This is a genomic window from Micromonospora psammae (genome assembly GCF_036902725.1).
Taxonomy (GTDB): Bacteria; Actinomycetota; Actinomycetes; order Mycobacteriales; family Micromonosporaceae; genus Micromonospora.
Genome location: NZ_JBAKHM010000038.1, coordinates 25,143 through 36,970 on the forward strand (window position 1 = coordinate 25,143; position 11,828 = coordinate 36,970).

Sequence of the window (11,828 nt, forward strand, 5' to 3'; positions counted from 1 at the left end):
GCCGATCCCCGCGATCTCGCAGTCGACGCCCTTCGGCACGCACTGCGGGATCGCGGGGGCGGGGTGGGTCAGAGGTCGGTGACGCGGATGCCGGCGTGTGCCTTGTAGCGCTTGTTGATGGCGATCAGGTTGGCGGTGAACGCCTCGATCTGGTGGGCGTTGCGCAGCCGGCCGGCGTAGATGCCGCGCACGCCGGGGATCCGGGCCGCCAGCGCGCCGACGATGTTGACCAGCTCCCGGTCCTCGGTGCAGATCAGCACGTCCAGCTCGATCCGCTCCACCTCCGGGTCGGCCAGCAGTGGCGCGCTGACGTGGTTGAACGCCGCGCAGACCCGGGAGTTCGGGAGCAGGGCGGCGGCCTGCTGCACGGCGCTGCCCTCGGGGACCTGGAGCGCGTACGGGCCCTGCTTGTCGAAGCCGAGCGGGTTGACGCAGTCGACCACGATCTTGCCGGCGAGCGGCTCGGCCAGCGCGGCGACCGTGGCGGCGTGCCCGTCCCACGGCACCGCGATGATCACCACATCGCTGCGCCGGGACACCTCGTCGTTGTCGGCCCCGGTCACCTCGACGCCGGCCGGCACGCCGGGCAGCGCGGCGATCTCCGCGGCGGCCTGCGCGGCCCGCTCGGCGGAACGGGAACCGATCAGCACGGTCTGACCGGCGCGGGCGAACCGGTAGGCGAGGCCCCGCCCCTGGTCGCCGGTGCCGCCGATGATGCCGACGGTCAGCCCGGACACGTCGGGCAGCGTGGTCGCGTCATAAGCCATACGGCCATCCTCGCAAACGGCCGCGCGGGGCAGCAGCGTGAGCCGCTGTGACAATGCCCGCTGCGGCGGCGTCAGGCGCGGGCGAAGAGGACCTTGCGAGCGACCGGGTCGGCGGTGACCAGGCGGACCTGGACCCGGCCGCCGAGCGGCAGCTCCCCGGTGCAGCGGGCGCGCACCGGCGGGGCGTCCAGCGCCACCGTGCCGCCGGGCGGCCGGCCCGGCTTCGCCTGCCCGTTGGGCGGGGCGTCCACGTCCAGCACGGCCGCCTCGAAGACCTCCCCGACCCGGTGTTCCAGCAGCACCGCCTCGGCCAGCTCCACGGCGCCCCGGGTGGCCGCCGACGCGGTCCGGTCGGTGGCCGCCATCACCTCCGGCAGCTTCGGCAGCGCCGCCCGGGCCCAGTCGGGCACCGGCCGGCCCTCGTGCAGGGCCAGGCAGACCTCCGTGGCGTACCGGTCGGCGAGCCGGCGCAGCGGGGCCGTCACGTGCGCGTACGCGGCCGCGACCCCGCCGTGCTCCGGCTGCTCCGGCAGCTCGCCGTCGAACGCCGTGTACGCCGCCCCGCGCATCAGCTCGGCCGCCTGGTCGATGAAGGCCGCGGCCCGGGGCTGGGAGGCGTCCAGCCCGACCAGGACCTCCCCCACCCCCATGCCGTCCGGCCACTCCACGCCCAGCGGGGTCGCCGCCGCCCGCAGCCGGGCCACCGCCTCCGGTCGGGGCGTCGGCATGGTGCGCAGCAGGCCGACCCGACCGGCGAGCATGATGTCGGCGGCGGCCATCCCGGTCAGCAGGGAGATCTGCGCGTTGTGGTCCTCCATCGGCACCGGGCCGCGCAGCACCAGCCGCCAGCCGTCGCCGTCCGGTTCGACGTCCTGTTCGGGCAGCGGCAGGTTGATCGCGCCCCGGCGCAGGCCGCGGGCGGTGAGCAGGTCGCCGATCTCGGGCAGCAGGGCGATCGGCTCGGGCAGTCGACCGGCGTCGGCGGCGGCCTGCACCCCGACGTAGTCCAGCTTGGCCCGGCTGCGGACCCGGGCGCGTTCCAGCGCCACGGCGACGGTGCCGCCGTCGCCGTCCAGGTCGATGGTCCAGAGCACGGCCGCCCGGTCGACGTCCGGCAGCAGGCTGGCGGCGCCCTCGCTGAGGGTGTGCGGGTGCAGCGGCACGTTGCCGTCGGGCAGGTAGACGGTCTGCCCGCGCCGCCAGGTCTCCTCCTCCAGCGCGCCGCCGGGGCTGACGTGGGCGGCGACGTCGGCGATGGCGTACCGGACCCGGTAGCCGCCGCCGGGTCGACGGCTCAGGTGCATCGCCTGGTCCAGGTCGCGCGAGCTCGCCGGGTCGACCGTGACGAACGGGACGTCGGTCCGGTCGGCCCCGGTGGGTGGCGGGGCGGCGGCCGACTCGTCCGCCTCGCGCTGCGCCGCGTCCGGGAAGCCGTCAGGCAGTCCAAGCTCGCGGCGCAGCGCGCCGAAGTCGATGCGGGGTGCCAGTACGCGTCGGATGACCACGGGTCAATCTTGGCAGCGTGGCGCGTGATCCGCTCTCCGGTGGACGGGCGACGGCCACCGTACGGTCAGCCGGTGGCCTTCCGGGCGCGGGGCCGGGCGGCGGTCGTGGCGGTCGTACGCGCCGGGGTCTTGCGGGCGGTGACCTTCTTGACCGGGGTGGCCTTCTTCGCGGGGGCCTTCTTCGCGGGCGCCGTCTTCGCGGTGGCCTTCGTCGCGGTGGCCTTGCGGGTGGTGGCCGAGGAGGTCGCGGTGGTCTTCTTCGCGGGGGCCTTCCTGGCCGTGGTCTTCGTCGCCGGCGCCGTCCTGGCGGTGACCTTCTTCGCCGGCGCCTTCTTGGCGGCGGTGGTCTTCTTCGCCGCCGCCGTGGTGGTCTTCTTCGCCGCGCCGGTGGTCCCGCTGACCGCGGCGGTGGCCTTGCGGCCCGTCGAGGTGACCTTGCGGGCGCCGGTCGCGGCCTTGGTCGCGGTGGTCCGCTTCGCGGCGGCGGTGGTCTCCTTCGCCGCGGTCGTGGTCTTCGCGGCGGCCTTCTTCGCCGGCGCCTTCGCCGCGGTCGTCGCCTTCGCGGCCGCCTTCTTCGCCGGCGCCTTCTTCGCGGTCGCCCTGGACGCGGGGGCCTTCTTCGCGGTGGCCCGGGCCGCCGGGGCCTGCTTCGCCACCGCTCGCTTCGCCGCCGTCTTCCGCGCCGCCGTCGCCTTCCCGGCCGCCGTCTTCTTCGCCGTGGTCGCCGTGGTGGCCGGGGAGCGCCCCGCGCCCGCGCCGGCCGCGCTCGGGGAAGCCTTGGTGACCGCTGCCGTGCGGGTCCCCCCGGTGGCGGCGGCCGGCTGGCGGGCCGCGCTGCTCCGGGTGGTCCCGGCGGTCCGCTCCGCCGCGGCGGTCTTCGTCGCGGCCGGACGCCGGGTGGCCGGGCGGGTGGTGGCCTGTTGCGCTTCGGCCATCTCGGTTCCCTCCTTGGGGACATGCTCCCGCGTGCCTCCTCGCGGAGGCACGGAGTTCCTCGACGCGGCCGTCCCGCGCCGTCTATCTGCCCTCCCCGGCCCAACGGGCGTCCTCGGCGTCCCACGCTTCGTTGCGCTCCCGCACCTTCTGCAGGGCGTTCTCCGCGTCGGCGGCCGAGGCGTACGGTCCGAGAACGTGCCTCGCGGGGCACACGTCCGCATCGGTCTCGACCCGGTGGTGTCGGGTGCACCAGTAGTAGTGCCCACCGATTCCGCTGTCGCTCATGGGATCACTGTGCACCGGGAGCAGCCCGGTCGCCACCGGATCGCCGCAAATAGGCTCCGATCTGTTCCACAGTAGACCTGGTCAGGGGCCCTGGGGGCGGGATTGGCGGATCCCGTCCGGCCCGACGGGGCAGCCGGCAGAGCCTCCGGTGGCGGAGAATCCACCGGTGCGTTTCGGGGGACGAACATCGACACGGGCCCGTCGTGGCCTGCTCGCCGCACTGGTGGTGACGCTGCTGGCGGTGGCGGCGGTGATGGTGGCGGTACCGCAGCTGCGGGACCGGTCGCAGCAGCGGCTTGAGCAGCGGGCGGACCGGGAGGTGACGGCGACGGCGCAGCGGACGCGGAGCGAGCTGCTGGCCGAGCCGGCGGCCCCGGTTGCCCGCCTGCGCCGGACCGCCGACGACGTCGACGGGGTCGAGGTGCTCGCGGTCGAGCAGGGCGACGGGGTCCGGCTGGTCTTCCGGGTACGCGTGGCGAAGACCGCCTCGACGGTGTTCGGCTGGCAGCGGGCCACCGCGGTGGAGTGCTTCGCGCAGCTGGTACGCCCCGGTGCCGGGCCGGCGGGGTTGGAGCGGCTGCCCTGCCCGGCGTGACCCGGCGGTGGACGGCCGTCGGCGGCTAGGGTCACCGGATGGGCGTACCGGACTACATCCTGCGGATGCGCAGGCACGTCGGCCACGAGCTGCTCTGGTTGCCGAGCGTCAGCGCGGTGGTCCGCAACGACGCCGGCGAGCTGCTGCTGGGCCAGCGCTCCGACGACGGCCGCTGGTCGGTGATCAGCGGCTTCGTCGAGCCGGGTGAGCAGCCGGCCACGGCGGTGGTGCGCGAGGTCGAGGAGGAGACCGGCGTACGCGTCGAGCCGGTCCGGTTGAGCAGTGTCGTCTCGCACCCGCACACGTATCCCAACGGTGACCGGTGCGAGTACCTGAACCTCGGCTTCCACTGCCGACTGCTCTCCGGCTTTGCGCGGGTCAACGACGACGAGTCGCTGGCGGTGCGGTGGTTCCCGATGGACGCGCTGCCCGAGCTGGACGCGCACGCCCGGCTGGTGATCGGGCGGGCGCTCGACCCGGACGAGGCGGCCTGGTACCTGCCGGCGGGCCGGTCCTGGGACGACCTGACCGTGGTCGGCTGACCCCGCGTCGACGGACACCTCCCGGCCGCCGCGCCTGGCAGACTCCGGCGGTGGACAAGATCGAAGCAGCGATGCACGAACTCGGTGCGGAGTTCGCCGCCGGACTCGACCAGGACGGCTCGATGCAGGCAGCCCTGAGCGGGTACGGCCGGAGAAGCCAGACGTACGACGCGGCGGGCAACGGGGCGCTGATCGGACGCTGGGACGACGACCTGAGCCCCGGCCTGCGGAATCTCATGGGGTTGGTCACGGCCGGCGCGGACGGCACCGGCGAGTTCGTCGTGGAGCTGTCCGGGACCCGGGCGGGCGACTACGTGGTCAGCTGCTCCGCCGACCTGCTGTCGCTGCCGCCCCGGGTCGTGCTTGACGTCGGCTACCGCTACCCGAACCACCCCGCGCCGGGGATGGCGAAGCCGGCGGCCGCGGTCAACGACGGGCGGCCGACCGATCCGGCCGTGCTCGCCGAGGTGCGGGCCCTGGTCGCGGAGTTCCTCGCGCAGTGCGATCGACTGTACGGCGAGTCGCCCCGGTTCGCGCCCGGCCACAGCGAGGCGGAGATCCTGGCGGTCGAGGAACAGCTCGGGGTACGCCTGCCGGAGGACCTGCGGGCCCTCTACCGGACGATCCACGACGACGGGCAGGAGTCCGGTCTGCTGGGCCGGTTCAGCCCAGCCCCGCTGGAACAGGTCGTCCGCTGGTACCACGAGGGCGATCCCGGCTCGTACGGCTGGGACGACGGCCTGTTCGAGTACGACCCGGTGGTCTTCGAGACCCACCCGTTCGGGCACGTGCGACGGTTGTCCCGCGACGACTGGTGGGTGACCTTCGCGCCCGACCACAGCGGAAACTACGCCGCGGTGGACCTCGACCCGGCCGGTCTCGGCAGCTACGGCCAGGTGCTCACCTTCGGCCGGGACGTGTGGGGCCCGATCCAGTTCGTCGCGCCGTCGGTCCGGCACCTCATGCGGTCCGTCGTCGCCTCGCTGCGCGACCACGCGCGCTGGGACGACGGCAGCTGGACCACCCCGAATCACGAGTGGTCCGTCGACGTCGGCCGTCGGACGCTCGCCGAGGCGGTGGCGGCGGCGCCGGACCCGTCGGTGGTCCAGGCGGCCCACCTGCGGGCCGTGACCCGGGTACGCCTCGCGGACCTGGCCGCCTTCCCGCACCTGCGCGCGGTCCGGATCCTCGACGTGCGGCAGAAGGCCGAGCACGTGGACCTGGCGATCCCGTCCGGCCTGCCGGTCGAGCAGGTCCACGTCGTGGCCGCGCGGTTCGAGCCGGAGCGACTGGCCGCGACGCCGACGCTCGGGTACCTGACGCTGGCCGGCAACACCGAGCCGGTGTCGGTCGCCGCGCTCGCGGCGCTGCCGAACCTGGTGCGGCTGGACCTCGCCGAGGCGGTCGTCACGGATGTCGTCGCCGTCGCCGGGTTCCCGGCGCTGCGCGTCCTCGGTCTGAGCGCCCGGCAGTGGGAGGCGCTGCTGGACACCGGCTGGACGCCGGGGCGGCTGGCCGCCGTCGAGCTCGGCGGGCGCGCGAGCGTGCCCGAGGCGACCGCCTGGCTGACCAGGATCCGTGCTCTCGTCGCGGACCGGACCGATGGCACCGGCCCGCCGGTGGTGCGGTACCGCACGGTCCGGGGCCGCCGCTGAGGGGGCCCGGGGCCGCATCCGGTTGTGCATTCGCCGCCGGGCCCCCGGCGCCGCACGCTTGGTGCGCCTGGGACGCTGAGGCGGTGGAACAGTCTGCGTGGCCCGCCGTTTCGGCGGTGGTGGCGGCGGCTCCGTACCCGGTGGAGGTGTTGCCGGTCGACCCGGAGCGGGCGGCGACCTGCCTGACGGCCCTGGGGATCACGACCAGGTCGTGGCTCGGCGCCGTGGTCGGCGACAGTGGCGGCCTGCTGGTCGACCACGGTTGGCTGCGGGTGCTCGGCGGCGGGCACGACGGGCTGCCCGATGTGGCTGCCATGTTGGATCCCGAGGCGGGGCGACTTGTCGTCGCCTTCGACGTGCTGGGCGGACAGTTCGCGTGGTTGCCGGCTCAGCCGGGCGCAGCGCCGACCGTGCACTACTTCGGCCCGGACCACCTCGCCTGGCAGGACCTCGAACTCGGATACGGCGTCTGGCTGGAGGCGATGCTCGCCGGCGGGGTGACGTCGTTCTACGAGGACTTGCGGTGGCCGGGGTGGGAGACCGAGGTGGCCGGCGTCGCGCCCGACGAGGGGATCAGCCTGTGGCCGCCGCCGTGGACCCGGGAGGGCAACGACCTCTCGGCGGTGTCCCGCAAGGCGATCCCGTTGGCCGAGCTCGTCTCGGCGCAGCAGGACGTGGCCCGCCAGCTCGGCTTCCACTAGGCGTCCGGTGCCCCTTCGGGCGGCAGGCCGGCGGTGACCCGGTCCCGGTGCCCGTGGGCTGCCGGCCCGCCTCAGACGGGGTGGTCCGTCCGATGGACGGAGGTGAGCCGGCCGGGGTCGACGCCCCAGCCGGTGAGCAGTGCGTTCAGCTCGTTCTCGTCGCGGGCCTGCGCGACCCGCACGTCGGTCATGCCGTCGCCGGGCCCGACGCACCAGTCGTTGTCGATGTGACTGGTCTCGAACTCGCGGTGGAAGAGGTTGAACGCCTGCGTGTCGCCGTCCGGGTGCCGGATCGGGTAGCTGGCGACCCAGGATCGGCGATCGGGCAGGGCGGCGGGGACCTCGGCGACGATCAGCTGCCCGCGCCGGAGCGCGGTGCGCAGGGCCGTCGGCCAGCCATCGGCCATGGCGACGATTGAACCACCTTGGATCTTCGCGGCCGTCCGAGAGACACCTCGACGTCCGTGACCTGAACGCTCCGGTCGGGGTTGAGCACCCGCCGCGAAGGCGGGGAGGCCACCGCAGGACTCTGGGGCGCGCGGCCCAACCCCCTGGCGCTTTCGTCATGCCCCGCAAAAGTTCCGGCCTCGTGAGCAGAACTATCGACCGCCATGACGGAAAGGATTACCCTCCGACCTGACGACCTTCAATGCGAGGAGAGGCCATGCCGCGTCGCACCGGAAGACCCTCATACCTGGCGAAGCCTCCCGCGCCTCGTGACCGCCGACGCAAGGTCCTTCTGGCGGGCGCCACGGCCGCACTGGTGCTTGTCATCGGTCTGCTCGGTGGGTTCATCGGTTACGTGGTGGGACGGCCGAGCGAATTCGACCAGAGCATTGCCGCGATACGCGAAGCCGAGGCCCGGCGCGACGTCCAGCAGATCATCGAACTGACGGAGATGGCCCGCCGGACCGGGGATCAGCTCTCCCCGATCCTTCGCGCCATCGAGAGCGACGCGGCAGCCGGACGGACGCCGGACAGCTCGCAGGCGCAAAAGTGGCAGCAGACGATGCGCCAGCTCACGGAGCAGTTCGCCAACCCGCCATCAGGTTCGACCGCGACCAACGTCGCCCGTGGCGGCCTCAGGAACGCCGTCGAACAGGCCGCCGTGGCGGTCGATGCCGCCGCGCTGGCCACGGCAGGTCCCGAAGCCACCCGCAAGGAACAGCTGGCACTGGCCCGGCGACAGGCGACTCTCGCCGTCACCAACTGGTCAGTGGCTGCGACTCAGCTGGACCAGATCAACATTGATGCCGGACAGGGGCACCAGCACGTGCACCTGGAGACGGGCAAGGAAGACGGCGCCTTCACGCACGACGGGGCGGCAGAGGGCTCCGGCGGTTGAGCTGACGCCGCTCACCGCGAGAGCTTAGCCCTGATGATCAGGCCAGAGCGTAGGCCGACAGGCCGGACAAGTACAAGATCAGAGCAGCAGGTCGGCCACTCCTAGGCAGCGGCTGGCCTGGTGGGCGAGTCGACCTGTACGCCGGAGTCCTGCGCCCTGGCTGCCTGTTCGTTTCGCTCGCGTGACCTGGGGTTACCGATCGTCGGCCTGTGCGCGACCTGCGCGCCGGGCGGGGGCGGTCGAAAGGGTGTAGCAGCAAATTCCTCAGCCGCCCAGGGTTCCGCCTATGCGCGTCGGGGTCCTGACCGGCGTGGTACGACTGCTTCAATAGTGGCGCGAGGCGGACGAAACGGGCGGAAGATGACGGTCGGCGGCTTGCGTGGTCTGCTCCGCAGCCGCGAGGGGGAACTCCTTCTCGACCTGGTCTATGTCTTCGCGCTCACCCGGATCTCGGAGCGGCTGGTCGTGGACTTGACCACACAGCGACAGGTCGTTCTGCCAGAACTTGGTCAGACGGCGTTGTTGCTGCTGGCTCTCTGGTTGACCTGGGTCCGCGCGGCGATGGTGACCAGCGCCTTCGATCCGCGAAAATGGGCGATCCGGATCGAGCTCGTCCTGGTCATGTTCGGCGTCATGATCATGGCGGTTACGCTGCCCTTCGCGTTCGGCGATCGAGGCGTGGTCTTCGCGGTCACCTACGTCGCCGTCCAACTCGGCAAGCCCCTCGTCCTCCTGCTCGGCCGGTGCGACCCTGAACAGCACAACTCCTCGCGGGCACTCTGCTGGGCAGCGGTATCCGCCGTACCCTGGCTCGCCGGGGCGCTTCTCTTCCCGCAGAGTTCCGCGCGCGGGGTCCTGTGGACGCTGGCGTTGGCGCTGGACTACACGGGGGTCGTCCTCGGCTGGCCTGTTCCGGGACTTGGTCGCACCCGTGTCGAAGACTGGAAGCTCGCCGGCGAGCACATCGCCGAGCGTTATCAGCAGTTCATCGTCATCGCGCTCGGCGAGACGATCCTGCTCACGGGACTGGCGTTCGCCGAGCAGTTCACCCCCGATCGGGTGGCGCCGAGCATCGTGTCCTTCGCCACCACGATCCTGATGTGGCGAATCTACTTCCACCGCGCCGGGGCGGTGTTGACCGCCGCCATCGAGGCCATCCCCAGCCCAGCCCGCCTCGGCCGGTCGACGTTCCACAGCCACCTGCTCATCGTGATCGGCATCCTCGCCACCGGCGTCGGCCACGCACTGGTCATCCACCATCCGGTCGGACACGAGGATTCGCTGTGGCTCGCGGTCATCCTGGGTGGGCCCGCGCTCTTCCTGGCCGGGCGGTCCCGCCTCGAGTACGAGGTGTTCGCCCGGGTGTCCCCGTCCCGGGTCATCGGACTTCTCGCGCTTGCCGCTTCGGCACTGGTGCTGGTCCACCTGCCGCCGCTGATCGCCACCAGCACCGCAGCCACCGTGCTGGCCGGGGTCGCGGCGTGGGACGCGCTGCGCGAGCGGAAAAACCCGGGCGAGAAGCCCTCGCCGCCCGGGTCGACCCGACAGCGACGCTGACCGCCCCGAGGAAGGCGATTCCGGATCGCATCCGACACTCGCTCAAGGGACCCCGTCGCAGGTCGCCGCAGGTCGGCGCGTCATGATCGTTGCCTGATGGTCGAGGCGCAGCTGTCGGGATTCAGCCGGGCGGGCCAGCCAGGATGCGCTGCCACGCGTCGTCTACCCCACCGCGCCACCAACCCATGGCTTCGATCCACCAGGTCAGCCCGGCGGCGACGTACGGAGCGATGACCTCGGGGCCGTTGTCCGGGGAAGTCCAACCCTCCAGCCCCACGTCGAACCCGTCCAGTGACCCCCGCTCCGAAGCGACGAACTTCACTGCGGCAGCGAACTCCTCGACCGGCACGGGAACTGTCCTGCCCGCGTCGGCAAACGTCGCCACCACCCCGTCCCAGCGGGCAGAACGTCGGAAGCCCGGCCGGTTGGGCCATCGGCCAGCACACCAGACCGGTATGCGCGGCCGTTGTACGGGTGTAGGCAGCATCCGCACACGCTCGCCGGATGGCATGCGCACATCCTGGCCCGACCACAGGTCCGTGAGCTGAGCCAAGGACTCGTCCAGGCGTCTACCGCGGCTTCGCAGGTCAGGATCCTCCCCGAAGGCGGCGTACTCGATGTCCATCGAGCCGATGCCCGCCCCGAAGACGAGCCGCCCGCCGGAGAGGGTGTCAAGCGTCACGGCCTCCCGAGCCACGGTCTGCACCCGACGTCTGGGCAACGCCATCATGAGCACGCCGAGCCGGATGCGCGATGTCCGGGCCGCTATCGCGGAGGCGACGACCACCGAGTTCATCAAAGGCCAGTCCGCCTGGTGATAGAGCACGTGATCCCACAGGAAGACGCCGTCCCAGCCCTGCTCCTCGGCCGCGACAGCCATATCAACGAGTAACCGGGCATCGGCGAAAGGTCCGACATTCGGCAGACCCCCAGCGTATCGAACCATCCCGATAACCCTAGTCACCTGTCGATCTCGCCGACAGTCGTCATGGTCACCACCTGTGTCGATATCAACAGCATTAGGCTAGCGGCGCAGAGTCGGACGCGGGCCGTCGCTGGGTCGCCTGGGCCGTGAGCGGGCCGTCAGACGCTGACCAGAGACGACCAAAGGCGACCAGCGGCACCAGCTCGCCGGCCGCTTGGCCGGGCCAGCCGCCAGAACTTGAAGCGGCGTATCCTTCGTCCGTGGGACTGCGGTTCGAGACGCGTCGGTCCGACTCGCCGTGGGTCAACACCGTGTGGACATGCACGAGCGAGCAGGTCACTGCGATGACGTCCGTCGCAGGGGCGCGTTGGGGCCTGGTGTTCTGGGAGCAGGCTGGCCGGACGTACGCGGGCATCACCGGTCCCGAGACCCGGACCGGCACGGTGCCGGTGCCGGAGGGCGCGACCTTTACGGGCATCGAGTTCGCCGTGGGCACCTCGTTGCGGGCCGTGCCCACGCCGGCGCTGGTCGACGGCGGCATCGGGCTCCCCGACACCACGCGCCGGACGTTCCGGTTGGACGGCGCGCGCTGGGAGACGCCCGGCCCCGACGACGCCGAAGCCCTGGTCGACAGTCTCGTCCGGGCCGGGACCGTGGTCCGTGACCCGCTCGTCGCCGAGGTGCTGCGGGGTCACCGCCCGGCCGTCTCGGGCCGCACCGTCGAACGCCGGTTCCGCGCCGCGACTGGACTGACGCGGGGCGCGGTCCGGCAGATCGAGCGGGCCCGCACGGCGGCGGAGCTGCTGGCTGCCGGCGACCCGGCCGCCGATGTCGTTGCCAAGCTCGACTATTTCGACGAGCCGCACCTGGCCCGGGCACTGCGCTACTACGTCGGACGTACCGTCAGGCAGCTGCGCCAGGGCGCCGGCGGCGCGATCGCCCTCGACCTGGGTCAGCGCTTGACGTCGTAGACCAGCTTCAGGATTCCGTTCGAGTAGCTCTCCGACTCCCGCAG

At 72.5% G+C, this 11,828-nt stretch carries 13 protein-coding genes; 7 read left to right on the forward strand and 6 right to left on the reverse strand.

Annotated elements, in window-relative coordinates:
* Positions 1-68 precede the first annotated feature (68 nt).
* From npdG to V6U79_RS28295, 4 genes are all read right to left on the reverse strand, one after another.
* Complete coding sequence (gene npdG, locus V6U79_RS28280) at positions 69-767, reverse strand: NADPH-dependent F420 reductase (RefSeq protein WP_334616520.1); 699 nt, start codon at positions 765-767, stop codon at positions 69-71.
* A gap of 71 nt (positions 768-838) precedes the next feature.
* On the reverse strand, positions 839-2,272 hold the full coding sequence (locus V6U79_RS28285) for an RNB domain-containing ribonuclease (RefSeq protein WP_334616521.1): 1,434 nt from the start codon (positions 2,270-2,272) through the stop codon (positions 839-841).
* Positions 2,273-2,337: 65 nt separating this feature from the next.
* Positions 2,338-3,207, reverse strand: coding sequence for a hypothetical protein (locus V6U79_RS28290; RefSeq protein WP_334616522.1), 870 nt, complete (start codon positions 3,205-3,207; stop codon positions 2,338-2,340).
* An 82-nt stretch (positions 3,208-3,289) separates the two neighbouring features.
* The gene (locus V6U79_RS28295; protein WP_334530186.1) at positions 3,290-3,493 is read right to left on the reverse strand and encodes a hypothetical protein; all 204 of its coding nucleotides are present in this window, start codon (positions 3,491-3,493) and stop codon (positions 3,290-3,292) included.
* Positions 3,494-3,659: 166 nt separating this feature from the next.
* Here V6U79_RS28295 and V6U79_RS28300 point away from each other — a divergent pair, with 166 nt between their 5' ends.
* The 4 genes from V6U79_RS28300 to V6U79_RS28315 all read left to right on the forward strand — a co-directional run bounded on the left by V6U79_RS28300 (position 3,660) and on the right by V6U79_RS28315 (position 6,986).
* On the forward strand, positions 3,660-4,088 hold the full coding sequence (locus V6U79_RS28300; RefSeq protein ID WP_334616523.1) for a hypothetical protein: 429 nt from the start codon (positions 3,660-3,662) through the stop codon (positions 4,086-4,088).
* Between the two features lie 38 nt (positions 4,089-4,126).
* A complete protein-coding gene (locus tag V6U79_RS28305) occupies positions 4,127-4,630 on the forward strand; it encodes an NUDIX hydrolase (RefSeq protein ID WP_334616524.1) in 504 nt (167 codons plus the stop codon).
* Between the two features lie 50 nt (positions 4,631-4,680).
* Positions 4,681-6,285, forward strand: a complete 1,605-nt coding sequence (locus tag V6U79_RS28310) for an SMI1/KNR4 family protein (protein WP_334616525.1) — start codon at positions 4,681-4,683, stop codon at positions 6,283-6,285.
* An 83-nt stretch (positions 6,286-6,368) separates the two neighbouring features.
* Positions 6,369-6,986 (forward strand): DUF2625 family protein, encoded by a 618-nt coding sequence (locus V6U79_RS28315; RefSeq protein WP_334616526.1) that lies wholly within the window; start codon positions 6,369-6,371, stop codon positions 6,984-6,986.
* 71 nt (positions 6,987-7,057) lie between these two features.
* Here the strand turns inward: V6U79_RS28315 and V6U79_RS28320 are convergent, their stop codons facing one another.
* Positions 7,058-7,393 carry a hypothetical protein gene (locus V6U79_RS28320; RefSeq protein ID WP_334616527.1) on the reverse strand — a complete coding sequence of 112 codons (336 nt, stop codon included), beginning with the start codon at positions 7,391-7,393 and terminating at the stop codon, positions 7,058-7,060.
* Between the two features lie 257 nt (positions 7,394-7,650).
* Between V6U79_RS28320 and V6U79_RS28325 the strand changes: the two genes are divergently transcribed.
* Both V6U79_RS28325 and V6U79_RS28330 read left to right on the forward strand, forming a co-directional pair.
* Positions 7,651-8,331 carry a hypothetical protein gene (locus tag V6U79_RS28325; protein ID WP_334616528.1) on the forward strand — a complete coding sequence of 227 codons (681 nt, stop codon included), beginning with the start codon at positions 7,651-7,653 and terminating at the stop codon, positions 8,329-8,331.
* 360 nt (positions 8,332-8,691) lie between these two features.
* Positions 8,692-9,888 carry a low temperature requirement protein A gene (locus V6U79_RS28330; RefSeq protein ID WP_334616529.1) on the forward strand — a complete coding sequence of 399 codons (1,197 nt, stop codon included), beginning with the start codon at positions 8,692-8,694 and terminating at the stop codon, positions 9,886-9,888.
* A 121-nt stretch (positions 9,889-10,009) separates the two neighbouring features.
* Here V6U79_RS28330 and V6U79_RS28335 read toward each other — a convergent pair whose 3' ends face one another.
* The gene (locus V6U79_RS28335) at positions 10,010-10,834 is read right to left on the reverse strand and encodes an LLM class flavin-dependent oxidoreductase (protein ID WP_334616530.1); all 825 of its coding nucleotides are present in this window, start codon (positions 10,832-10,834) and stop codon (positions 10,010-10,012) included.
* Between the two features lie 239 nt (positions 10,835-11,073).
* Here V6U79_RS28335 and V6U79_RS28340 point away from each other — a divergent pair, with 239 nt between their 5' ends.
* A complete protein-coding gene (locus tag V6U79_RS28340) occupies positions 11,074-11,784 on the forward strand; it encodes a helix-turn-helix domain-containing protein (RefSeq protein ID WP_334616531.1) in 711 nt (236 codons plus the stop codon).
* Positions 11,785-11,828: the final 44 nt, after the last annotated feature.

Coding starts and splice junctions, on each gene's coding strand:
- npdG (WP_334616520.1), bottom strand. CDS start 767: ATGGCTTATGACGCGACCACGCTGCCCGACGTGTCCGGGCTGACCGTC.
- V6U79_RS28305 (WP_334616524.1), top strand. CDS start 4,127: ATGGGCGTACCGGACTACATCCTGCGGATGCGCAGGCACGTCGGCCAC.
- V6U79_RS28325 (WP_334616528.1), top strand. CDS start 7,651: ATGCCGCGTCGCACCGGAAGACCCTCATACCTGGCGAAGCCTCCCGCG.
- V6U79_RS28290 (WP_334616522.1), bottom strand. CDS start 3,207: ATGGCCGAAGCGCAACAGGCCACCACCCGCCCGGCCACCCGGCGTCCG.
- V6U79_RS28320 (WP_334616527.1), bottom strand. CDS start 7,393: ATGGCCGATGGCTGGCCGACGGCCCTGCGCACCGCGCTCCGGCGCGGG.
- V6U79_RS28335 (WP_334616530.1), bottom strand. CDS start 10,834: ATGGTTCGATACGCTGGGGGTCTGCCGAATGTCGGACCTTTCGCCGAT.
- V6U79_RS28295 (WP_334530186.1), bottom strand. CDS start 3,493: ATGAGCGACAGCGGAATCGGTGGGCACTACTACTGGTGCACCCGACAC.
- V6U79_RS28330 (WP_334616529.1), top strand. CDS start 8,692: ATGACGGTCGGCGGCTTGCGTGGTCTGCTCCGCAGCCGCGAGGGGGAA.